The organism is Legionella sp. (genome assembly GCF_965140895.1).
Classification (GTDB): Bacteria; Pseudomonadota; Gammaproteobacteria; order Legionellales; family Legionellaceae; genus Legionella.
In genome coordinates this window covers 20,457-43,427 of record NZ_CBCSKT010000004.1, presented here as the reverse complement: position 1 = coordinate 43,427, position 22,971 = coordinate 20,457, and the positions used below count along the sequence as shown (strand labels likewise).

Genomic DNA, 22,971 nt, shown 5'->3' with positions numbered 1-22,971 from the left:
CAAAATTCTAGACTTAAGCGAATTTACCGCCTTGCACATTGAGAGAACTTCCTCTAATGTAGAGGGATTATAACTCCAGGAATGATGATTATGTTGAAGCGGTATGGTTCATTGATTTTAATTGCCTTTTTATTGGCATCTTGTGCCCATCAAGGAGTTAAAAGAACCCCGGTGGCTGTTCAGCCGACAGTTTATAAGAGTACAACCCAATATAAGCCGGTAGCTGGTTTTTCTCAGGTTGAAGCTCAAGGGCAAATCAATGTAACTTTGCATACTGGCTATCGTAAACCTCAGGTTGTGTTAAGAGGAGATCCTCGTGATTTAGAGCAGGTAAAGGTTTTTGTATCAGTAAATACACTTCACGTAGTTTTAGGTAAAGGCTTTCCACACCATGGGGCCGTACACGCTGACATTCAAGGGCCATATCTAGCTCGTTTTAGCTTTAAAGGAGAGGGAACGATTACCGGAAGCCAATTACGTACTGGCTCATTGGATCTCTTTATCGCTAATACTGGAACCACAAGATTAGGAGGCTCTATCGGTTTGCATCAGCTCGTGGTTGCCGGTAATGGTTTTACCGAGATCAGTGGCGTTAATAGTTCCGATGTAAAGATTAGCTTCTTACAAGGTTCACCTAAAGTTCAATTATCAGGCGTGGCAAGTATTACTACCTTAAACATGAAAAGCGATGCTTGGTTCAGCATGTACTGGCTTAAGAGCGATAGTTTGACCATTCGCGCTAAAGACAGAGCACGCATTCAGTTAGCAGGTACTGCAAATCGCTTGGATGTTGAGCTATGGGGTAGGGCGCATTTCAAGGGGTGTTATTTACGTGCACAGCGTAGTTTTGTCAGAACACATGGTCATGCGATTGCAGAAATTTCCTCAGTGAATCACCAAAGTACTCTAGCAACCGATGCCAGTGATATTTTTTACTATAATTTGCCCAATACTCGCGAAGATTTTATGGCCTACGATGGTTCCGTATTAGATATGCGTGAGTGGGATCGAGTTAATCTACGTGACTTTGATCGCTATAACAAACAATTCCCATAATATAGCCTGGTTATTTTCAACCAGGACTTCCTTAAACAAAGATACAATCCCGTATTAGCGCAGTTTAATACGGGATTACTGTTTGATGACAATCATTACTTTTCGTTAACACAAGCAACGATTTGTCCAAGATCATTATCTAAGGGCAACACATGCGCTGAATTTGCCAGCCAGTGCATGGAAACATTAGGCAAATCCTGAAATAGACGTTCCACCGCATCTGAAGGTACAACCGCATCATGCGCACCTAAAAAAAGATCAACAGGAGCATTTGGCGGAGTCCATTGATGTTGCAATACCAAATTAAACATTTCTTCAATGGCTGTAAGTGGCAAACGCTTATAAGAGATTTCTGCCTGGGCGTTGCTTCGTAAATTACCTGCAGCACCCCGTAATTCCTTGAAGCCTAAACTTTGTAAGAAGTTAGCTAGTTTTAAATTAGAAGTGACATTTATCTTAAGTTTTAAGGCTGGAGCCAAAAGAAACATATGATTAAATGCAAATCGTTCACTTAGTTTGCAGGCGAGTAAACCACCGAGCGAGAATCCCATTACATCAATCTTTTTGTAGGTCTTGAATAACTCTTCACAGGCACAGGTTGCTTCAGCAACCCAATCAGCAGCGGTTGCTTTGGAGAATGCGTCAATACTTTTTCCATGTCCAGGAAGGACTGGACACATAACCGCATCATAATTCTTTAATTGGGGGATGAGAAGCCGATATACTGCTGGGGTGGATGAAAATCCATGCAAGAGCAGAAGTGCTCGTTCATTTTTGTTGCTGTGATTATAAACTGATTTAATAAGAGAAAAATCTTCTTCTTTTAAATCATTTACTTGTTTCCCTTGACGAAAATAGCGAAAATCGTTTTTATTCATAGAGCCTTCATTGCAAAATTAATGTAAAAATAGGTCTGAAGAATTTATCAAACGGCTAATCTTGATATTATCTACACTATTAATAGTAGTCAAAAATGGCAGAATAGAGGTTATATTCTTATAGCTTGTTGATATATTGTTATGCACTGTGTGCTATCTTTATATTAGGGCGGTTTGTCGAGGGTCGATGAAATGAGTACTGGAAAAGATGAAATTTCGAAAAAAGAGGATGAAGCACTAGTCTCCACGCGTCAGATGTTTGATGCTGTCGGAGCAGAGGATGAGGCTATAGAGGCAGTGGAAGAGGCAGAGAGAAATGCTTCCGTAGACGATGCGGTTGCAGACGCTGATGCGGATGCAGAAAAGGCTGCAACCAACGAGGATTCACCAGTTCCTAAGCCTGCTGCTGCTGATGATGACAAAAAGAAAAAGCAGAAAGACCCGATGATGGAGCTCGTAGATGAGTTGAATGGTTTTGTTCAAGCAGTGAATGACCAGATCACGGGTTTTGTCAAAGAAAAAGGTAAGGATGCATGGGATAAGTTGAATGATACTGAGCCCATGAAAACCTTAAATGGCGCTATGAGTGAATTAAGCCAGTTTGCCAAAGATAAAATTGGCGAAAAGGTGGATAAGATAACTGATTCTCAAGAAGTAAGTGATGCAAAGGATTTTATTAAAGGCCTTCAAGATACCGTCAATGGCGCTTTTTCCAAATTGATGAACATGGCTGCAAATTCAGTTGCGAATGCTGTTAAGGGTATAACCTCGTCAGGTCCATCTACATCCCCAGATCCGGATCCCTCTCCTCAAGCGTCAGAGGACACTGCAGAGGATGCTTTTGCAAAAGATGGTATTGACGAACTGGATGAGCTAAATGCTGAACCTGAACTTGCGAATGAAGATGAGGTCGAGATAAGCGCGAAGATGGACACTCCATCGGATTCGTTAACCAGTACGACTGATGAGCCTATGAACGCATTATCTGACTCAATGGGTGATATGGGAGGCCCAGGCAGCGGAGCTCCTGGAGTGGATTCTGATCTGACCGAAGAGGTTTCTTCAGGTTTGTCAAACGCGATGTAATGAGTTGTTGATGGGCTTTATTGTTTCGCTAAAAAATCGAGCAAAACAAGAGGCCGACAGCCAAGGGGGATTATACCCCCTTTAATATGGGATGAAATTACACCTCAAATAACTTATGTGGCAAGCTCTCGATACGGCCAGCTTGTGTAACCACAACATAATTTAATTTACGCTGTAATTCACTAATCGTATCTGCTCCAGCATAAGTCAAGCCAGATCTTAAACCACCAACAATGTCACCAATAATGACGTCGGCATTTTCTTTGTAGGCTACTTCCGTGGCGACGCCCTCAGCGGTTTTCCACTCATGCATTTGCCCTAAGAAGTTTTCTTGAGCTTCTTTAGATGCCATACCACGGTAACGTTTTACCTTGCTGCCATCTTCTTTTTCAATAACTTGCCCCGGAGTAGGAGATGTACCCGCCAGCATACCGCCAATCATGACAAAATCCGCACCAAAGGCTAGGGCTTTAACGATATCTCCAGACGTTTTAATACCCCCATCAGCAACAATTGAGCGGTCTGAACGTGAGCAATCTTGAATACAGGTTAGCATGGGCACACCAAAACCGGTTTTAATACGCGTACTACAAACGGAACCACCGCCAATACCTGCTTTAATAATGTCCGCACCACAGGATGCTAAATAGTCTGCACCAGCATAGGTTGCAACGTTTCCAGCCATAATGCAGCGATCTTGCAGCAATAGTCTTAGATTTTTCAGCGTTTTACCCACATATTTTGCATGAGCATGCGCAACATCCACGCAGAAATAATCAGCGCCGGCATCACGCAATGCTTCAGCTCGTTCTAATTCAGCCGCAGTACAGCCAATGGAAACAAAAACTTTTCCAGTACATTTTTGGAATTCTTTGATGTTGTCTTCCACACTCATAAAGCGGTGTAGCGCACCCATTGCGCCTTTGCCAGACATAAAGTTAGCCATGTTACTTTCAGTAATGGTGTCCATGTTGGAGCTGATTACTGGAAGTTCTAAGCTGAGTTTAGCTAAGCGGTCGGTGCTGGTAGTGTCCACCACGCGTCGGGACTCGTGGTGGTTGTAAGAAGGAACAAGTAGAACATCATCAAAAGTGATGGCTTGATCGGTCATGATACATCCTCGTAAAACGTATACTATAAATGCTCTGCAGCATAAAATGCAAGTCTTGAACGCTCTCCTCGAGTTAAACTCATATGTGCACTATGTTCCCAGTGTTTAAAACGGTCTACCGCAAAGGTGAGTCCTGAAGTAGTTTCACTTAAATAGGGGGTATCAATTTGCTTAATATCGCCTAAACAAATGATTTTGGTTCCTGGACCCGCACGAGTAACCAGTGTTTTAATTTGTTTGGAAGTTAGGTTTTGCGCTTCATCAATGATGATGTAACGATTCAAGAATGTCCGTCCCCGCATGAAATTGAGTGAGCGTATTTTAATTTTATTTTGTAATAAATCTTGAGTTGCACCGCGTCCAAAACTGCCACCTACTTGCGAACTATGCAGCACTTCCAGGTTATCCATTAACGCACCCATCCAGGGGGTCATTTTTTCTTCTTCGGTTCCGGGTAAAAAGCCGATGTCTTCACCTACTGGAATAGTGACTCGCGTCATGAGAATTTCATTATAGCGATTTTGATCTAAAACTTGGGTAAGTCCCGCCGCAATGGTTAATAAGGTTTTTCCAGTACCCGCAGGGCCTTGCAGCGTAACAAAATCAATATCGGGATCCAGCAGTAAGTTCAGCGTAAAGTTTTGCTCTCTATTTTTGGCATTAATGCCCCAGACGGAATGTTTTGCTTGCGTGTAATCGCGTACTAATTGAACAATAGCCTGGTCTTTATCTAATTTTTTCACTATAGCCTGGAATTGGTTGTCTTCGGTACTAATACAGTCATTAGGGTTCCATTGGCTAATTAAAGGGCCGGCCACTTTATAAAAAGTTTTGCCACTTTCCTGCCATGAGCCCATGTCTTTGGCATGAGTATCCCAGAAATCATTGTCTAAGATATGTAAGCCTCGATGTAATAAATTAACATCATGAAGAACTTGGTCATTGTAATAATCTTCAGCAGGAATACCTAATATTCCGGCTTTAATACGTAAGTTAATGTCTTTAGAGACAATAATTACCTGCTTGCTGTTGTTGTATTTTTTTTGCAAGCCTAAAGCCGTTGCTAAAATGGTATTGTCTACTTTGTGGCCGGGCAGGGTAGTTGGCACTACTATGTCAAACTCATCGGTTTGGAAATAGAGTTTTCCACTGCTGGCTTTCTTGTCTGAATTAATGTAGCTAGGAATGGGTAAGCCGGAGGCAATTTGTGCATGTGAGGCATTACTCATCAGCTCAACTAACATGCGGTTAGTTTGTCTTACGTTACGTGCGACCTCTGATGTGCCGGTTTTATGGCTGTCTAATTCTTCCAAAACAACCATTGGCAAATAAATATCATGTTCTTCAAAATGATAAATGGCGGTTGGATCGTGCATTAAAATGTTAGTATCAAGTACAAACAGTTTTTTTTGTATGTTGCTAGTATCCATGATTCACCTCAGTTATCAAACAAAACTGTTTTTTATAACAACGCTACAGCACAGGAACAAAATTTCTTTTGCTTAACTCTAATTGTGCTAAGGCTAAGTACTTGAGTCAAGAACAATATTTTTATTTTTAAAACCGTTTTATGCTGAAACTTAGTCTATACTTAGGGTTCGGATGTAGTTATGAATTTAATATGCGCAACACGTCATCAACATGTCCTTTCACGCTCACTTTACGCCATTCATGGGCTAAGTTACCTTCAGTGTCAATGATAAATGTACTACGCTCAATACCACGCACTTGTTTTCCATACATACTTTTCATCTTGATTACATCAAAGAGCTGACATAATTGCTCATCTGCATCACTGATTAATTCAAAAGGAAAATTTTGTTTGGCTTTAAAGTTTTCATGAGATTTAATGCTGTCACGAGAAATACCAAAGATTTGCGTATTTAAGGCTTGAAATTGGGGATAGGCATTACGGAAGTCTTGACCCTCTGTAGTGCAGCCTGGGGTCGAGTCTTTGGGGTAAAAATAAAGGACAACATACTGTCCTTTATAATCGCTGAGATGAGCCTGTAGGCCAGAGGTTGCGCTAAATGCGAAATTTGCTACAGAGTCACCAATATTCATTACTCTCTCCCTGTCTTTTTCATAATTCGCGACCGGTCTCTACTCCACTCGCGGTCTTTGATGGTATCTCGTTTATCATGCTCTTTTTTACCCTTGGCCAGGGCAATTTTGAGTTTAATTTTATTCCTTTTCCAATACATAGATAAGGGGATAATCGTATAGCCTTGGCGTTCGACACTGCCAATCAAGGTATTCAATTCTTTTCTATTTAACAAGAGCTTGCGTGTACGTGTTGGGTCTGGAATTGAATGGGTTGAGGCCGTTAATAAGGGTTGAATTTGGGCGCCAAGTAAAAAGGCTTCTCCGTATTTGATAATCACATGAGAATCTGACAAATTAATTTTGCCCGCACGCAAGCTTTTGACTTCCCAGCCTTCAAGAGCGAGTCCAGCTTCGAACTGTTCTTGAATGAAGTAATCAAAGCCTGCTTTGCGATTCATGACAATGGTTGAATCGGGTTGTTTTTTACTGGTCATAATTTAAAGCCCGTACTTTTCTTTGTTTTTCTTGTGTTTATGTCTGTATTCTAATGGCAACTGAGGATAAACGCGTGCTAAGTCCGCGTCAACAGCCACTCGATTATCGAATACGAAACATTGGCCATCCCATAGTGATTTTTCTTTGGGCATGGTTTCAATATAGTGCAAAATCCCGTCTTGTAAATGGTAAACCTCAGGGAAGCCTAAATCTTTTAAATAAGCAGTTGATTTTTCACAACGGATACCGCCAGTACAGAACATGGCAATTTTTTTATCTTTTTTATCAAGTAAATGCTGTTCTACATATTCAGGAAAGTTTCTAAAATTTTCAGTATTGGGGTTTATCGCATTTTTGAAGGTACCTAAGTCATATTCATAATCATTGCGAGTATCAATAAGAATGACCTCAGGGTCTTGAATTAGCTCATTCCATTTTTCTGGAGAAAGGTAGGTGCCAACAGTTTTTAGCGGATCAACATTAGAAATGCCCATAGAAACAATTTCTGTGCGTAACTTTACTCTGGCCTTTTCAAAAGGATTTTCTTTATCAACGGTTTCTTTGAAGCGTAAATCGGCTAAACGCACATCTTGACGCATGCATTGATAAAAACGGTCTATATTTTCACGAGGACCAGCAACGCTACCATTAATCCCCTCGGCGGCTAATATAATGCTACCCTTAACATGGTGGGTGTTCATCTGCGCTAATAATGGCTCACGCATTGATTCATAATTGTCGATAGGAACAAATTTATAAAATGAGGCGATGATTACTTCTTGCATTGAACTGCCTGGGCGGTAACAAAAATAATCGCCGAAAATTAACATTTAATCACTAGTTAATCAATAGAGATGAATAAAACACATACAGCAAACCTCACTTTTCCTGATGTTCTCATACATGTATTTTGTGGATTTTTTGCGGAGCGAAGAGAATACATTTATTCTCTCCTGGAGGCCATTATAAAGTTAAGCAAATGCGTTGACAAAAACTAACCAGTGATCATACTGTTATATACAAGGACAAATAACTTTTAGTAAAAAAATTGGATGGTGGCATTAGGAATGTCACGGAGAAGTTATCAGGGACATCTGTATTCGTGGTGTACAGATTTTATAAGGAGATAATATGGTTAATTATACTAGCGTGTGTCGTTGGTTTTTCGCACTAATCTTGTGCATTCCCCTTGTTAGTTTTGCTGTCCCTAAGCCTGTAAAGTCTATAGTGCTTTTTGGTGACAGCATGTCAGATATAGGCAACACCACCCACTTACTTAAAAGTCTACGCCAGGAAGATGATCCTGCATTCTTAGTAGCACCATTTAAAATCTTCGTATTAAACAAAATGGTTGAGTTTGCAGACGAATACTATGTACCTCAAATGGTTTTAGAATCGGGTATGGCGGTAGTTACTGAGTTTTTTGACAAAGAGTTAGCACCTTATATTGCTAATTTAATTAGTAAAATTAGATTAGTACCCATACTACCTGGTCAGCCTTATTGGAATTCCAGATTCTCTAACGGTAAAGTTTGGAATGAATATTTAGCGAAGATGATTTCCGTAAATCAAAACGACGAAGATGTTTATTTAAATCGTTCCTTTGCGGGAAGCTGGGCTGTCACTTATGACTATCAATTAACGGTTTGGAACTTAATTCGTCATCCCCTCGGCACGATTAAAAACCTGATTGTAGGCAAGCTAGTACCTCCAAGTCTTGGTCTGACGGTACAAGCGTACTTAATGGAGCACCAAAAGCTTAGCGATGAAACCGTATTCTTCCTTTTTGCCGGAGGTAACGATTACATTAATGTTTTATTCTTTGAAGATAATTACAACACGGCAGTAATGAGCGCTTATGTTGATAATGTTCTGTCTGGTTTAGGTTCTTCAGTGAATAAATTAATGCAAGCTGGTGCACGTCGCTTTGTTATCATGGGCGTTCCACACATCGGGGATACTCCACGTGCGGTGAAAACTACGGATCGCGAAGTGTTAAATGCCGCAGTTGATCAACACAATGAGCGTTTACGCACACACATTCAAGAATGGCAAAAACTGTACCCAGATTCTGATTTTATGTTCGTGGATATGAGTGAATACATGCAGCGCGTGTTAAGTGAGCCACAAACTTATGGATTTACTAACACAACTGATGCATGTATCGATGTGAAATTGCCAATGTATCATGAATTCAATAATTCACCATTTGCCAACAACTTTGTTTTACGCTACGTGCAAGTGCTGAAATATAGAGACAGCAGTTTTGCGGCGGGTGAAAAGAACTACACTGTCTGTGACAAACCGGAACGCTATTTATTCTGGGATGAGATTCATCCCAGCACTCGGGCACATGCTTATCTTGCCTTTGAAGTATGTAAGGACATGAAATATCACGGTTATGGTGTAAACTGTAAAAATCCACTTGATTAATTAGGTGGCACTCAGATTAGGGGAAAATGTACCCTAATCTGAAGTTTTATGTTGCAATAGATTCCAATATCTTCATTTTTTTGGTGGATTAATTCTCATTGTGTTCTAAAATTACCTTTATGACATAAATAGGCTTAGTTCTTTTTGGAGATGTTTGTGGCATAATTCTGATTTTTCTACTTATCCCCAAGATACTTTACAATGCTTGGTTTGGTGTGAACCGTTTTTCGCCTTTGGCGTAAACCACAATCGCACAGTGAGAGTATTTGGGAATATTATACGTTAGCAAGTGTTAACACGAGGAGCTGGTGATGTGCGGAATTATGGGTGCTGTTTCTGAAAGGGATATCAGTAAGGTCTTGTTGGAAGGTTTGCGGCGTTTGGAATACCGTGGTTATGACTCTGCAGGAATTGCGGTAATTGATGGTGATTCGCAGTTGAAGCGTGTCAGAATTCAAGGTAAGGTGCAAAACTTGGCTGATGCCATGTTGGAAACCGCTGTTTCGGGTAATACGGGAATAGCCCATACACGTTGGGCCACTCATGGTAAGCCCTCAGAGCTGAATGCACACCCGCATTTATCACATGGTGAAATCGCCCTCGTTCATAATGGTATTATTGAAAACCATGAGCATTTGCGCCAAGAGTTAATGGCTAAAGGCTATGCTTTTACGTCAGAGACAGATACCGAAGTTGCAGCGCATTTAGTTCATTATTATTATCTTAAATCAGAAAATTTATTAGAAGCGGTACAAACTGCGGCAACTGAAATGCATGGCGCCTTTGCTTTAGGCGTTATCCACCAACATCGTCCCTCTGAGTTAGTTGCGGTGCGTAAGGGTAGTCCCTTGGTTATCGGCTTGGGTATTGGTGAGAATTTTATCGCTTCAGATGGTTTGGCATTAAAATCATTTGCGCAATCAGTTTTGTATCTCGAAGAAGGTGATAGTGCTTTGATTACGGCCAAGCAAGTTACTATTTACAATGCATCCAAAGTTCCAGTGCAACGCCCAACTCATCTATTAAGTAGTGATTCAGAAATCGTGAGTAAAGGGCGATATCGCCATTTCATGCTCAAAGAAATTTTTGAACAATCCAAAGTTTTAACGGATACCGTTGAAGGGCGTGTGAATAGTCTTGAAGTGCTTAGATCTAGCTTTGGTGAACGTGCCTCTCATTTATTTCCTTTAGTGAAACAAATCCATATTGTTGCTTGTGGAACCAGTTATCATGCGGGCTTGGTTGCTAAATATTGGCTGGAATCCTTAGCTGGTTTACCAACACAGGTTGAAATTGCTAGTGAATACCGTTATCGCGATGTGGTTGTCCCTAAGGATACCCTATTTATTACCGTATCTCAGTCAGGGGAAACAGCCGATACGCTGGCAGCGTTAACTAAAGCAAAATCCTTAAATTATCTTGCTAGCCTGGCAATTTGTAATGTAGCAACCAGTACCTTAGTACGAGAAGCCGATTGTGTCTTTTTAACGCGTGCGGGCACTGAGATTGGCGTTGCGTCTACTAAAGCGTTTACTACCCAATTAGCGGCGTTTTTGATGCTGTCTGCTGCTCTTTGCCATGATCTGCGCGCAGAAGATGTAATTACGCAATTGCAAGAATTGCCACGATGCTGTGAGCAGGTATTGCAAATGAATGACGAAATCGAAGAGTTATCGGCTTTGTTCGTTAATAAGGCCCATGCCCTATTTTTGGGACGCGGTGTGCAATATCCGGTTGCATTGGAAGGGGCTTTGAAACTCAAAGAAATTTCCTACATTCATGCCGAAGCTTATCCTTCCGGAGAGTTAAAGCATGGTCCTTTAGCCTTGGTTGATGAAGACATGCCCGTTATTGCGGTAGCACCCAACGATGAGCTTTTGGATAAGTTGAAATCTAATCTACATGAGGTGAGTGCACGTGGTGGTCAGTTGTTTGTTTTTGTAGATGGAGCGCATGCTTGGAAGGCAAACGGAGCACGTTTAATTGAGGTTGCTTCTTGTGGCTCCTGGATTGCACCTATAGTGTACACAATTCCGTTGCAGTTATTAGCTTATCATGTTGCCGTTGCAAAAGGTACGGATGTGGATCAACCACGTAACCTTGCCAAATCGGTAACTGTTGAGTAATAATGTCGCGATTTTTTATCATGTATTCGGGGATGTAAATGACTCAAGAAATGTTGACGTCAGCGTCAATTATTGCGCAAGAACTTAAGGTTAACGTTGCGCAGGTTGAAACAGCGATTCGTTTGCTGGATGAGGGAGCAACAGTGCCTTTTATTGCACGTTATCGTAAAGAGGCTACTGAAGGATTGGACGATTCGCAATTGCGTTTTCTTGCTGAACGTTTACTTTATTTGCGTGAATTGGATGAACGTCGTGAAGTGGTCTTGCAGTCCATTCGTGAACAAGAAAAATTAACTCCAGAGTTAGAGAAAAGCATTCTTGCCGCAGACACTAAAACTCGTCTTGAAGATTTATATCTGCCTTATAGACCGAAACGCCGCACTAAAGCGCAAATTGCGGTGGAAGCAGGCTTACAACCCTTAGCGGATGCGTTATGGAATGATCCTTCTTTGGATCCAGATGCTCACGCGGTGCAATTTATTAATGCTGAGGCTGGGGTCGAAGATGCAAAAGCTGCTCTTGAAGGTGCTCGTCACATATTAATGGAGCATTTTGCTGAAAATGCCGACTTAATTAATGAATTACGCGAATACTTATGGCAGCATGCGGTTGTGAAATCTGTGGGGAGTTCGAAGAAAAAAGAAACTGTGAATAAATTTGCAGATTACTTTGAATACGAAGAACCCATTAAGAAAATCCCTTCTCATCGTGCTTTGGCTTTATTCCGCGGTCGTCGCGAAAGTGTATTACAAGTTAGCCTGACCTTACCTGAGACGGATTTGGCTTATGGCGAAACTAAAGTTGCAGCTCACTTTAAGATTACTGATCAACAAAGACCTGCGGATCCATGGTTATTAGAAACGGTTCGTTTAACCTGGAAAGTGAAGTTATTCACTAAACTTGAGTTGGAGTTATTGACGCGTTTACGTGAAATGGCTGATGAAGAAGCCATCAAAGTATTTTCCAGAAACTTGCGCGATTTACTCCTTGCTGCTCCTGCCGGTCCACAAATCACCATTGGTCTTGATCCTGGGATTAGAACTGGAGTGAAAGTAGTTGTGGTTAATGCTACTGGAAAGCTTTTGGACTTTTCTGTTATTTATCCATTTGCGCCACAAAACGAATGGCATCAATCAATTACTGATCTGGCTAAGCTTGCTGCAAAGCACCAGGTGAATTTAATTAGTATTGGTAATGGAACTGGTTCTCGCGAAACAGAACGTTTAGTCGCTGACTTAATTAAAATGTACCCAGACTTAAAACTGACTAAAATTGTAGTTAGTGAGGCTGGTGCATCGGTTTATTCTGCTTCTGAAGTTGCGGCAAAAGAATTCCCTGATTTAGATGTGACCTTGCGCGGAGCGGTTTCTATTGCTCGTCGTTTACAAGATCCTTTGGCGGAATTAGTAAAAATTGAAGCGAAGTCTATTGGGGTCGGTCAGTATCAACATGATGTAAACCAAGCCCGTTTAGCACGTAGCTTAGAAGGTGTTGTTGAGGATTGTGTGAACGCGGTTGGAGTGGATGTTAATACTGCTTCCGCAGCGTTATTATCGCATATCTCTGGTTTAAACGAGACTTTAGCGAAGAATATTGTCCAATATCGCGATGAACATGGTGCGTTTAGTAACCGCATGCAATTGAAGAATGTTAGCCGTATGGGTGAAAAAGCATTCCAACAAGCTGCTGGATTCTTACGTATTATGAATGGTGATAATCCCTTGGATGCATCTTGTGTTCACCCTGAAGCTTATCCATTAGTAGAAAAAATTATTGCGGATAAAAAGGTCGCAATTTTAGAGCTTATAGGCAATAAAGACACTTTAAACAGCGTTAATGCGGCCCAATTTGTTGATGACCAATATGGTATTCCAACAATTCGTGACGTTTTACGCGAATTGGAAAAACCTGGTCGTGATCCTCGGCCTGAGTTTAAAACAGCACAATTTAAAGAAGGTGTTGAAGACATTGCCCATTTACATGAAGGAATGATTCTGGAAGGTGTGGTAAGTAATGTCACTAACTTTGGTGCCTTTGTTGATATTGGGGTGCACCAGGATGGCTTGGTTCATATTTCTGCAATGACCAATAAATTTATTACCGATCCACGCACCGTAGTTAAAGCGGGTGATATCGTTACGGTCAAAGTGGTTGAAGTGGACAAAGAGCGCAAGCGTATTGGTTTAAGCATGCGTTTGGAAGAAGAAGCTACTGCTCCAATTGTTAAGAAAAAAGCGAGGGCTTCAGACGCTAAAAAGCAGCCTGATGGTGCTAGACCAGAACATCGGAAGAAACCTGAGATGGCTAAAAAGGCCGAACCAGTGAAAAAGACGGTGTTTAACACGGCTATGGCGGATGCGTTAGCGAAGCTGAAGCGAAATTAAAGCTAGAACGTAGCCCGTATTACCGTAGCGTAATATGGGTCTATGTGCCACAAAAACTCGTATTACGACGCTGTCTAATATGGGCTATTCGTTTTGTGGAGAGGGTATAGGTGAGGGGCTAGCAAAAGCCCCAACCTACATAACTAATAAGTGGTGGAACCCAATGACTCATTCCCCAAAAGGCGAATTAACCATCCAAACTTTGGCAATGCCTGCCAATACGAATGCCAACGGTGATATATTTGGTGGTTGGATCGTATCGCAAATGGACTTAGCCGCTGGTGTTTTGGCAAAAAAACTAGCTGTTGGGCGAGTAGCAACCGTTTCTATTCATTCAATGTCCTTTTTAAAACCAGTTCATGTAGGTGATCTAATCAGTTGCTATGTCACCCTCGTTAAACAGGGCACCACCTCTATGACCATGAATGTAGAAGTATGGGCCTTGCCTGCTGCAACGCAAGGCGAACCTTATCAAGTGACCGAAGGTGTTTTTATTTTTGTCGCTATTGATGAACAAGGAAAATCAAGACCGGTGCCTAAAATAATATGACCAATGATTCGGTAGAATTGCAACGTTTACTTACGGAGATGGCAACACTAATTGAGCAAAAGGCCGATCCGGATCCTCAATTATATATGCTGTTTTTTCAACAACCAGAACTCTCTTTTAAACTCGTTGATATTATTAATAATCTTGATGAAAGCCTGGATGATGGGCTTGCTGTTTATTCAGCCTGTGTTTTTGCCTTAGATATTTGTGTGGCTCAGTTGCAAGGCGCTGCTGAGGCCAATAATAAATTAAGTGCAAAGGTTTTATTTAATTTGATGGACCATTTGGCAGAGCTTATTTATTCGCAAAAACACAGTTTAAGCTTTTGGCTACCCATTTTGAATTCCTTTTATGAAGCGCATGTTGAATTAAGTGAAGAATTAAAAAATGCTTATTTTGATTTGGCAAATCAAGAAGAGGATCGTATTGAGGATGAGTTACTTAATGGCGAAGAGCTACCCTCACACTTAGATGCCATTCGCGATTTAATTCAAGAATTATCTGATCTCAGCGTTTTTGAAATAGCAGAAAACTTTTTCGCGCAAAGCTATGCTATGCCACCTGATTTCTTCACAGATTTAATCATCGATTTGTACAGTATTGAAGAGGGCGCGGATATCGCCTTATTTACCTTGTTGCATCCCAAAGCCGAGGTGAGAGACATTGCGATTACCACCTTGGGGCAAATTATCGATCAGGTTACCTTTTCCTCCGCCTCATTATCGCGTTTGCAAAATATAATGTATTGGTACCCAGAACGTTATCATCCACTATTTAACAGCTGGATAAAAATTCAACGTAAAAAAGGTGTGGTGTTTGCTCCTGAAAGTGAAAAAGCGACTGTGCTCATTAAAGCAACGGAAGTCGATGGCACCGGAGCCCAGGGTATTTTTATTCATGCACGCAAAAATAGAAAAAACCGACTTTGTGGCTTATTACTCAAGTTCAATATAGGGATTAAAGATGCGTGGATGACACCGGTTGTTAGTATCAAGGAAGTGAAAGATTATTACGGCCAGGCATTTGATGAAAATGTCACTTTGCGTGATGTGGATTTACCTTATTTCATTATGATGGTTGAGCATTTCCTAGCAGAAACCATAGCGCATGGTGATATACCTCATGTGCATTTCTTAGAGATTCAAGAATTATTAGGTTTGCGCCTACGCCCTCACAAATTGGATTTAGATGAGATTTTCGCACAACTTAGTGTGCAAATAACGCCATTTACACCAGAAGCAATTACAGAATCCTTACAGCGCTCAAAGTCTTGGTTAAAAAGCAAAGCTTTTACAGAGTCTTGGTATATAGAAAATCAGGTAATTGATAAAATAGTGAATCATTACAGTAGCTTTGTCGATGGCATCCGGGTGTGTAATTTAGAAAAGGCAATGACAGAGGTCTTTGCCGAAGAAATGGAGTATCATCGAGATAAATGGCAGTTTCATTTCCTCTGGATTGCATTGTGGATGAAATCCAAAGAACGCCTGAATGAAAAAATCTGGCGAGATAGTTTTCTGATAGCCTATTCCATTCATGGTGGTGTGGCATTAGAAGAGATTCCGGTGATGCGGGAAATTTGTCGTCAGACGGTAATTAATAGTGTGGAAACAATGCATGAGCGCAGAACGCATTTAAGCCAGGAGTAGTTGGACTGTAGCCCGATTCTCTCGCCCTTTCCCGCGCTCACGTACCCCCTATTACTCAAATTTCTTTCGCGAGCAGGGGGGCGTTGATGCGTTTTAACGTTAGAATCATCGCCTGAATATGCTATACGGCTACCGGGCAACGTCCTTTGTTATGGATTAATCATGTTGCAAAAGAATAAAAATAAATACATAAGCTACATCGATGGACTAAGAGCTTTTGCAGTTATTGCTGTTGTATTATTCCATTTAAATGTCCCCCACATCACCGGTGGTTATGTGGGGGTAGATATCTTCTTTGTCATTAGCGGCTTTTTAATCACTCGCCTGATTGTGAATGAATTGGAACAAACAGGCTCCTTTAATTTTACTAACTTTTATTGCCGCAGAGTAAAACGTATTTTTCCGGCACTCTTTTTTACCTTACTCTGTAGCCTGGTGGCCGGACTTATTTTACTAGCACCAAGTCATTTGCGCGCGTTAGGACGCACTATAGCTGCGGCCGCATTTTCAATCTCTAACTGCCTCTTTTTATTTGAAAGCGGCTATTTCAATGCGAACGCCATCTACAAGCCTTTATTACATACCTGGTCTTTAGGCGTTGAAGAACAGTTTTATTTTGTTTGGCCATTTATTTTATTTATTGTAGCAACCAAGTTAAACAAGCGATTTTTGCCGTTGACGATTATTGTTTTAGGCTTAATTAGCTTAGGCTTAAATTTACTATTCCAAAAGAGTTATCTTACAGCGCTATTTTATTTGATGCCTTTTCGCTTTTTTGAGTTTTGCATTGGCGCGTTGATGGTTTGGCTCATTAAATACAAACCAAAGCAGTCGTTTTTCTCCGAGCTGGCTGGTCTTCTCGGTTTGGGGATGATGCTGTATGCCGTGCTCCTTTTTAGTAAAGACACCTTGTTTCCTTCGTATAATGCCTTAATTCCTACCTTGGGTGCAGCCTTAGTTATTTATGGGGGTAATGCCAGGTACATGGGACGGCTTTTTAGCAATAAGATTGCGGTAGGTTTAGGGTTAATCAGCTATTCACTGTATTTAGTTCATTGGCCAATACTTGTATTTTATTCCTATGTAAGTGCCACAGAAATTAGCACCACTGGAGTACAGTTATCGCTCATCCTTTGCTCCTTATTGGCCGCTCTGTTTAGTTATTATTTCATTGAGCAACCATTTAGACATACACCAACCCAAGGTACGAAAGCACAACGTACTTTGATTTTGCAATGGATTCCAGGCATTGCTTTAACCGCAAGTTGTGGATTTGCTTTATATTTAAGCTATGGCTTATTATGGCGGATTCCTGCACTTGATGGCCCGCAATTTAGCCCTGGGCAAATTGCTTTGGACCATCACAAGGCTCATTTTGGCGGCCAAGGCTTTCCTTACCCATTTGGCTGGACCTATAAAGCAGAACATGATGCACCAGATATTGTCTTGCTAGGAGACAGTCATGCGCAAATGCTGCAGTATGGATTAGCAAATGAAATCGCCAGGCCCTACCATAAATCCATATACATGGCCGGCTCAAGCTGTTTGATTCTCCCTGATTTATCACGTACTACTCCAGGTGAGGATTGGAATACGATCTGTCCTAATGTATTAAAACAAGGTTTGACGCAGTTACAGAAAAAGCCAGATTCAATTTTGATTATTTCTCAATACTGGTTATTCCAAATTTTAATGGCTAAGGATTTAAGCAATCAACAGGCATGGCATATTGATTTAATGAGCAGCAAGCGCAAAGATTATCAGCCCTTATTGGCTAAGCTTGATCAATTGCGACAATTAATTGGAAATAGATCCTTAATTATCTTAGGCGATGTTCCTGGGGCGGGCATTAACGATCCTTTTGCCTGTTTAACACGACCTGGTTTATCTAAGACTCATTGTTTGGCAAAAATTGATACGCGTACCCAATCAAATATTAAAGCGCTTAATATTAATAAGGTTCTCAGATATTTTGCGCAGCATAATCCGCAAACCTATTTCTTCGATCCTTATTCGGTATTTTGTAATGAAACGATTTGTCATTCGTTGAATGCTCAAGGTGAGCCTTACTATAGCGATGACAATCATTTATCCGAAGTTGGTTCCAGTTATTTATTCGCTGCACTGAAACCACGGTTGTTGCCCATAATTTCATAGATGCCTCCGGATTGCCTACAACGTACTTATGTACTCGAATTACCGCGGCTTGACAGCGGTATCCATAAGTAGGCAGTGACAGCAATATAAAATCCGTACACCAGGGGTAAGACGCCGTAATTCGCTCTTTAATACGCTACATAACACTATCTGAGGCAAGGACTACTTAAGTAAGTCTCCTTAGTAGCTTACACGTTCAGACTTCATCAAAAAAAGTAAATAAAACACGTATCTACACGCTCAATCTGTATGAAATACATGCGCTCCTTGCTATGATAATCGCATTTTAACGTGACAGTTGTTTTTTCTGTACTCCGTAGTACTCAAGGTTTTAGAGTTCAGATAAGTTAAGGGTGGTTGAATGAAGGTTTTGGTGACTGGTGCCGCAGGTTTTATTGGGTTTCATGTAGTACAAAAATTATGTGAGCGAGGGGATGAGGTTATTGGGATTGATAATCTTAATGATTATTATGACGTGAACCTTAAAAAGGCACGCTTACAAAAATTAGCGGATTATTCCCAGTTTAAATTTATTCGTATGGAGCTGGCTGACAGAGAGCTGATTGCGCAATTATTCGCTGAGCATGAATTTCAACGGGTGATCCATTTGGGGGCGCAAGCCGGAGTGCGTTATTCGCTAGAAAATCCACATGCTTATATTGACAGCAATCTTGTTGGTTTTATGAATATTCTCGAAGGCTGTCGACATCATCATATTGAACATTTGTCTTATGCGTCTTCAAGCTCAGTTTACGGTGCGAATAAAACCTTACCGTTTTCGGTTCATGATAACGTGGACCATCCTTTAAGTTTGTATGCCGCAACCAAAAAAGCGAATGAATTGATGGCTCATACTTACAGCCATCTTTACCAGTTACCCACAACCGGACTACGTTTTTTCACCGTTTATGGTCCTTGGGGGCGTCCGGATATGGCAATTTTTAATTTTACACGTAAGATTCTTAATGATGAACCCATCGATGTTTTTAATTTTGGTAATCATCGCCGCGATTTCACCTATATAAATGATATTGTTGAGGGTATAATCCGCGTCCATGATCGAGTAGCACAACCAAATTTAGAGTGGTCAGGGGAGTCTCCTGATCCAGGAACCAGTGCGGCACCTTGGCGAGTTTACAATATTGGCAACAGTAGCCCTGTACCCTTGCTCCGCTATATTGAGGTTCTGGAAGAATGTTTAGGTAAAAAAGCAAAAATGAATTTATTGCCTATGCAGCCTGGTGATGTGCCTGATACTTATGCTGATGTCGATGCCTTAATGCAGGATGTTGGTTATAGACCAGGAACTCCAGTGGAAGTAGGTGTGAAGCATTTTGTCGCGTGGTATCTTGATTATTATGCAGTATCTAAGAGTCAAAATATAAAACAACAAGTCAACATAGAAGTATGATGAATAGGGGAAACCCACAAAGAATGGATGAAATTTTGATGTTAACATCGGTTGATGAACGAAAACTTGCTCTAATCGGTCTAGGCTATGTCGGTTTGCCCCTGGCTGTTGAATTTGGCAAAGTACGCTCAGTCATGGGCTTTGATATTAATGACGAGCGCATAAATGAATTAAAACAAGGGCATGACAGTACCTTAGAAGTAAGCCGTGCGGAATTACTGGAAGCGCGCCATTTATATTTAACGGCTAATGTGCAGGAAATTGCTTTTTGTGATACCTACATCATCACTGTGCCTACCCCCATAGATGAATACAAGCGTCCAGATTTTACCCCTTTAATCAAGGCTAGTGAGCTGGTTGGCTCCATATTGCAATCTGGAGCGGTTGTCGTTTACGAATCTACGGTTTATCCGGGGGCAGTGGAGGAGGTTTGTGTACCTGTTCTTGAACGGATGTCTGGTTTGACGTTTAACCGTGATTTTTTTGCCGGTTATAGCCCAGAACGAGTAAATCCTGGTGATAAACAACACCGAGTCACCAACATTATGAAAGTAACCTCAGGGTCTACGCCTGAAGTTGCAGGAATCGTTGATGAGCTCTATAAGCAAATTATTGTGGCAGGAACTCATAAGGTTGAGAGCATTAAGATTGCTGAGGCCGCAAAAGTTATTGAAAATACCCAACGTGATTTGAATATCGCGCTGATTAATGAGTTAGCTATTATTTTCAATAAAATAGGCATTGATACTGAGGCGGTGCTAAAAGCTGCTGAGACTAAATGGAACTTTTTATCTTTTCGTCCAGGTTTAGTTGGAGGACACTGCATTGGTGTGGATCCCTACTATTTAACACACAAGGCACAGGCGATAGGCTATCATCCGGAAATCATTCTGGCCGGACGACGCTTAAATGACAGCATGGGGGCTTACGTTGTTTCGCAATTGATTAAATCGATGGTCAAAGAGCGTATCCATGTTCAAGGAGCCCGGGTTTTAGTCATGGGTTTAACCTTTAAAGAAAACTGCCCAGATATTCGTAATACGCGTGTGATTGATATTATCAATGAACTTAAAGAATATAATGTTGCAGTTGACGTGTGTGACCCTTGGGCTGTCGCGGAAGATGTTACTCATGAATATGGGTTAAGCCTGCTTGAACAACCAGAACAACAAGCATATGATGGAGTTGTCATCGCTGTTGCTCACCAACAGTTTAAAGAAATGGGCATCACCGCGATCCGTTCTTTTGGTAAAGCGCAGCATGTGCTTTATGATTTGAAATATCTATTCCCCGCTGACAGCAGCGATTTACGTTTGTAGGAGCAAGATGAGCGAGCGACGATTGTTGTTCATAGTTAATGATGCAGCATTTTTTATCTCTCATCGCCTACCTTTGGCTATTGCGGCTAAGGGAAATGGATTTGAGGTACATGTCGCTACTCCTGAAGCTCACGCTAGTGCACAGATTAAAGATGCCGGATTAATTTTTCATGCGATTCCTTTATCCCGCAGTGGTAAAAATCCCTTCGTGGAATTAAAAAGCTTATTTGCATTTTATCGTTTGATGCGTAAAATGAAACCAGATTTGGTACACTTAGTCACGATTAAGCCGATTTTGTATGGTGGCTTAGTTGCGCGTATGCTGAAAGTTCCTGCAGTTGTGGCTGCAGTTTCCGGGTTAGGCTATTTATTCACCACGCAGCAAACCAAGACTAAACTGTTGCGTCAGGGGGTGAGTCAATTATATAAACTTGCCTTAGGCCATGCTTATCTGAAGGTAATATTTCAAAATCCTGATGACCGCCAAGTCTTTGTGCAAAATGCGACTTGCACTGTGGATCAAACCATATTGATTCGTGGCTCCGGCGTGGATCTAAATATTTATAAGGCCTTGCCAGAACGCACTGATAAAATTGTGGTGGCGATGATTTCGCGCCAATTAAAAGATAAAGGGGTGTTGGAATATGTGGCTGCGGTCAAGCAACTTAAAGCTAAGGGCATTGCAGCACAGTTTCTGTTAGTTGGTGATATTGATGAAGGAAATCCTGCTTGCATCGATAAAGAGCAATTAGCGCAATGGCGCAAGGAAGGGGTTGTTGAACTCGTGGGGTTTCGTGATGATGTTGCCCAATTAATGGAGCAAGTGAATCTGGTCGTATTACCCTCTTATCGAGAGGGCTTACCCAAGGTATTGGTTGAAGCTGCAGCATGTGGGCGGGCGGTGATTACCACGGACGTTCCCGGTTGTCGTGATGCAATTGAACCCAGCCATACGGGTTTATTAGTACCTGCTCGTGACAGCCAGGCTTTAGCGTTGACAATGAAACAATTAATTGAAGATCATGCTTATCGCCAACAATTAGGCAATGCAGGACGGGTATTGGCAGAGCGAGAGTTTGCTATAGAACGGATTGTTGATGCTCATCTTAATATTTACAAAGAGCTTTCTTTATTAACGCGAGGATGTAAGTCATGATTTGGGATTTGCCTAATTTGTTGGTATGCCTAATGATTGTTTTTGCCGCGTACTTATTGGGCAAAATTAAGGCCTCGCATGCACTTTGTTTGGCGCTTCTCAGTTTTGCTCCCTTTTGCTTGAATGGAGTATTATTTGATCCGCGTTATATGCCCGATCAGTTTACTTATTGGCGTATGCTAAGTGCCATAAGAGACTTTAATTACAATTCTAATTTTTATAATTCACGAGTCACCGAAGCCGCTTATATGTATGCCCTTTTTCCCCTACCTTTTGTCGAAACGGTAAATAGCCTGGGTTTTTTTAATAAGTTTTTAATGATTTCGGTATTTATCTGGGCTTCAGCGGTATTAAGACTACGTGGTTGGGTTTTATGGTTTTTACTATTTTATCCTAGCTTAATCTTATACAGTTCTTTAGGCTTGCGTGATATGTTGATTTGCACGATGATGCTCATGGCCTTATGGACCTTAATGCGCGGATGGTACTTAGTTACGCTTATTTGCCTTATTTTGCTGGTGCAGATAAAAATGCAAAATGCCTTATTAGTCGTACTCTTTTCGGCCGTGTATCTTTTTGATAAGTACAGCAATCTGCATTATACGAAGAAACAATTGTTCGCACTATTTGCCGCCTTTGCTACTTTGTTATATCTAGCATTTCCCTTTATGGTTAATAAGATTGAATATTACAGACTAAGCATGTATTTAGAAGATGGTGGTCAGTTGGCTGATTACCATGCCATTGTTAGTTTGGGTGATTGTCTCTGGCAGATAGTCTTAGGGTTGTTTCGGGCCTTATTTTACCCATTGCCGTGGATGGCAAAGACTAAATTGCAGCTGTTACAATCCTTGGAAAATATTGCGGTTGTCGGAGTACTGGCTGTATTTACCTGGCGTTCTTATCAGGAACTGCCAAAACAAACACTGATGTGGTTTTGCTTCTTCCTTTCAGGGATGTGTATGTACGGTTTAATCGTTAGCAATGTGGGTACCATCGTTCGCTATAAATTGCCTTTCATCGTAGTGTATTTAATTTTCCTTAGTTATGAGCGTGTTCGATATAACCCTAAACAACTACGTCCGCAGTCTTATGCATTGGCTAGTTAAATTAT

Annotated in this window: 18 protein-coding genes; 12 read left to right on the top strand and 6 right to left on the bottom strand. The window is 41.2% G+C overall.

Features of this window, described 5'->3' with window-relative positions; all coding sequences use genetic code 11:
- The first annotated feature begins 90 nt into the window (after positions 1 to 90).
- A complete protein-coding gene (locus ACQY7T_RS00615; RefSeq protein ID WP_428410803.1) occupies positions 91 to 1,056 on the top strand; it encodes a GIN domain-containing protein in 966 nt (321 codons plus the stop codon).
- A 95-nt stretch (positions 1,057 to 1,151) separates the two neighbouring features.
- On the opposite strand, the gene ACQY7T_RS00610 is transcribed toward ACQY7T_RS00615, so the two are convergent.
- Positions 1,152 to 1,934 carry an alpha/beta hydrolase gene (locus ACQY7T_RS00610; RefSeq protein ID WP_428410802.1) on the bottom strand — a complete coding sequence of 261 codons (783 nt, stop codon included), beginning with the start codon at positions 1,932 to 1,934 and terminating at the stop codon, positions 1,152 to 1,154.
- 192 nt (positions 1,935 to 2,126) lie between these two features.
- Between ACQY7T_RS00610 and ACQY7T_RS00605 the strand changes: the two genes are divergently transcribed.
- Complete coding sequence (locus tag ACQY7T_RS00605; protein ID WP_428410801.1) at positions 2,127 to 3,020, top strand: hypothetical protein; 894 nt, start codon at positions 2,127 to 2,129, stop codon at positions 3,018 to 3,020.
- A gap of 97 nt (positions 3,021 to 3,117) precedes the next feature.
- Here ACQY7T_RS00605 and ACQY7T_RS00600 read toward each other — a convergent pair whose 3' ends face one another.
- From ACQY7T_RS00600 to ACQY7T_RS00580, 5 genes are all read right to left on the bottom strand, one after another.
- On the bottom strand, positions 3,118 to 4,131 hold the full coding sequence (locus ACQY7T_RS00600; protein ID WP_428410800.1) for a guanosine monophosphate reductase: 1,014 nt from the start codon (positions 4,129 to 4,131) through the stop codon (positions 3,118 to 3,120).
- Positions 4,132 to 4,154: 23 nt separating this feature from the next.
- Positions 4,155 to 5,561, bottom strand: coding sequence for a PhoH family protein (locus ACQY7T_RS00595; RefSeq protein WP_428410799.1), 1,407 nt, complete (start codon positions 5,559 to 5,561; stop codon positions 4,155 to 4,157).
- A gap of 178 nt (positions 5,562 to 5,739) precedes the next feature.
- Positions 5,740 to 6,195 (bottom strand): peroxiredoxin, encoded by a 456-nt coding sequence (locus ACQY7T_RS00590; RefSeq protein WP_428410798.1) that lies wholly within the window; start codon positions 6,193 to 6,195, stop codon positions 5,740 to 5,742.
- A complete protein-coding gene (gene smpB, locus ACQY7T_RS00585) occupies positions 6,195 to 6,671 on the bottom strand; it encodes an SsrA-binding protein SmpB (RefSeq protein ID WP_428410797.1) in 477 nt (158 codons plus the stop codon). Before smpB ends, ACQY7T_RS00590 begins: the two co-directional genes overlap by 1 nt.
- A gap of 3 nt (positions 6,672 to 6,674) precedes the next feature.
- A complete protein-coding gene (locus ACQY7T_RS00580) occupies positions 6,675 to 7,457 on the bottom strand; it encodes a rhodanese-related sulfurtransferase (protein ID WP_428410796.1) in 783 nt (260 codons plus the stop codon).
- 346 nt (positions 7,458 to 7,803) lie between these two features.
- Between ACQY7T_RS00580 and plaC the strand changes: the two genes are divergently transcribed.
- The 10 genes from plaC to ACQY7T_RS00530 all read left to right on the top strand — a co-directional run bounded on the left by plaC (position 7,804) and on the right by ACQY7T_RS00530 (position 22,966).
- Entirely contained in the window at positions 7,804 to 9,105 is a 1,302-nt protein-coding gene (gene plaC, locus ACQY7T_RS00575; protein ID WP_428410795.1) for a lysophospholipase/glycerophospholipid:cholesterol acyltransferase PlaC, read from the top strand.
- Positions 9,106 to 9,416: 311 nt separating this feature from the next.
- A complete protein-coding gene (glmS, locus tag ACQY7T_RS00570; RefSeq protein ID WP_428410794.1) occupies positions 9,417 to 11,231 on the top strand; it encodes a glutamine--fructose-6-phosphate transaminase (isomerizing) in 1,815 nt (604 codons plus the stop codon).
- A gap of 38 nt (positions 11,232 to 11,269) precedes the next feature.
- A complete protein-coding gene (locus ACQY7T_RS00565; RefSeq protein ID WP_428410793.1) occupies positions 11,270 to 13,615 on the top strand; it encodes a Tex family protein in 2,346 nt (781 codons plus the stop codon).
- A gap of 163 nt (positions 13,616 to 13,778) precedes the next feature.
- Complete coding sequence (gene yciA / locus ACQY7T_RS00560) at positions 13,779 to 14,165, top strand: acyl-CoA thioester hydrolase YciA (protein ID WP_428410792.1); 387 nt, start codon at positions 13,779 to 13,781, stop codon at positions 14,163 to 14,165.
- Complete coding sequence (locus tag ACQY7T_RS00555) at positions 14,162 to 15,814, top strand: hypothetical protein (protein ID WP_428410791.1); 1,653 nt, start codon at positions 14,162 to 14,164, stop codon at positions 15,812 to 15,814. The genes yciA and ACQY7T_RS00555 overlap by 4 nt, the downstream gene beginning before the upstream one ends.
- 162 nt (positions 15,815 to 15,976) lie before the next feature.
- Entirely contained in the window at positions 15,977 to 17,971 is a 1,995-nt protein-coding gene (locus ACQY7T_RS00550) for an acyltransferase family protein (protein ID WP_428410790.1), read from the top strand.
- A gap of 361 nt (positions 17,972 to 18,332) precedes the next feature.
- Positions 18,333 to 19,382 (top strand): NAD-dependent epimerase, encoded by a 1,050-nt coding sequence (locus ACQY7T_RS00545; RefSeq protein WP_428410789.1) that lies wholly within the window; start codon positions 18,333 to 18,335, stop codon positions 19,380 to 19,382.
- 23 nt (positions 19,383 to 19,405) lie between these two features.
- Positions 19,406 to 20,701 (top strand): Vi polysaccharide biosynthesis UDP-N-acetylglucosamine C-6 dehydrogenase TviB, encoded by a 1,296-nt coding sequence (gene tviB, locus ACQY7T_RS00540; protein WP_428410788.1) that lies wholly within the window; start codon positions 19,406 to 19,408, stop codon positions 20,699 to 20,701.
- Between the two features lie 7 nt (positions 20,702 to 20,708).
- Positions 20,709 to 21,857: a glycosyltransferase family 4 protein gene (locus ACQY7T_RS00535; protein WP_428410787.1), complete on the top strand. Its 1,149-nt coding sequence runs from the start codon at positions 20,709 to 20,711 to the stop codon at positions 21,855 to 21,857.
- Positions 21,854 to 22,966 (top strand): hypothetical protein, encoded by a 1,113-nt coding sequence (locus ACQY7T_RS00530; protein WP_428410786.1) that lies wholly within the window; start codon positions 21,854 to 21,856, stop codon positions 22,964 to 22,966. The genes ACQY7T_RS00535 and ACQY7T_RS00530 overlap by 4 nt, the downstream gene beginning before the upstream one ends.
- Positions 22,967 to 22,971: the final 5 nt, after the last annotated feature.

Excerpts from the sequence above, each read along its gene's own strand:
- ACQY7T_RS00615 (WP_428410803.1), top strand. The coding sequence starts at position 91 with ATGTTGAAGCGGTATGGTTCATTGATTTTAATTGCCTTTTTATTGGCA.
- ACQY7T_RS00610 (WP_428410802.1), bottom strand. The coding sequence starts at position 1,934 with ATGAATAAAAACGATTTTCGCTATTTTCGTCAAGGGAAACAAGTAAAT.
- ACQY7T_RS00605 (WP_428410801.1), top strand. The coding sequence starts at position 2,127 with ATGAGTACTGGAAAAGATGAAATTTCGAAAAAAGAGGATGAAGCACTA.
- ACQY7T_RS00600 (WP_428410800.1), bottom strand. The coding sequence starts at position 4,131 with ATGACCGATCAAGCCATCACTTTTGATGATGTTCTACTTGTTCCTTCT.
- ACQY7T_RS00595 (WP_428410799.1), bottom strand. The coding sequence starts at position 5,561 with ATGGATACTAGCAACATACAAAAAAAACTGTTTGTACTTGATACTAAC.
- ACQY7T_RS00590 (WP_428410798.1), bottom strand. The coding sequence starts at position 6,195 with ATGAATATTGGTGACTCTGTAGCAAATTTCGCATTTAGCGCAACCTCT.
- smpB (WP_428410797.1), bottom strand. The coding sequence starts at position 6,671 with ATGACCAGTAAAAAACAACCCGATTCAACCATTGTCATGAATCGCAAA.
- ACQY7T_RS00580 (WP_428410796.1), bottom strand. The coding sequence starts at position 7,457 with ATGCAAGAAGTAATCATCGCCTCATTTTATAAATTTGTTCCTATCGAC.
- plaC (WP_428410795.1), top strand. The coding sequence starts at position 7,804 with ATGGTTAATTATACTAGCGTGTGTCGTTGGTTTTTCGCACTAATCTTG.
- glmS (WP_428410794.1), top strand. The coding sequence starts at position 9,417 with ATGTGCGGAATTATGGGTGCTGTTTCTGAAAGGGATATCAGTAAGGTC.
- ACQY7T_RS00565 (WP_428410793.1), top strand. The coding sequence starts at position 11,270 with ATGACTCAAGAAATGTTGACGTCAGCGTCAATTATTGCGCAAGAACTT.
- yciA (WP_428410792.1), top strand. The coding sequence starts at position 13,779 with ATGACTCATTCCCCAAAAGGCGAATTAACCATCCAAACTTTGGCAATG.
- ACQY7T_RS00555 (WP_428410791.1), top strand. The coding sequence starts at position 14,162 with ATGACCAATGATTCGGTAGAATTGCAACGTTTACTTACGGAGATGGCA.
- ACQY7T_RS00550 (WP_428410790.1), top strand. The coding sequence starts at position 15,977 with ATGTTGCAAAAGAATAAAAATAAATACATAAGCTACATCGATGGACTA.
- ACQY7T_RS00545 (WP_428410789.1), top strand. The coding sequence starts at position 18,333 with ATGAAGGTTTTGGTGACTGGTGCCGCAGGTTTTATTGGGTTTCATGTA.
- tviB (WP_428410788.1), top strand. The coding sequence starts at position 19,406 with ATGGATGAAATTTTGATGTTAACATCGGTTGATGAACGAAAACTTGCT.
- ACQY7T_RS00535 (WP_428410787.1), top strand. The coding sequence starts at position 20,709 with ATGAGCGAGCGACGATTGTTGTTCATAGTTAATGATGCAGCATTTTTT.
- ACQY7T_RS00530 (WP_428410786.1), top strand. The coding sequence starts at position 21,854 with ATGATTTGGGATTTGCCTAATTTGTTGGTATGCCTAATGATTGTTTTT.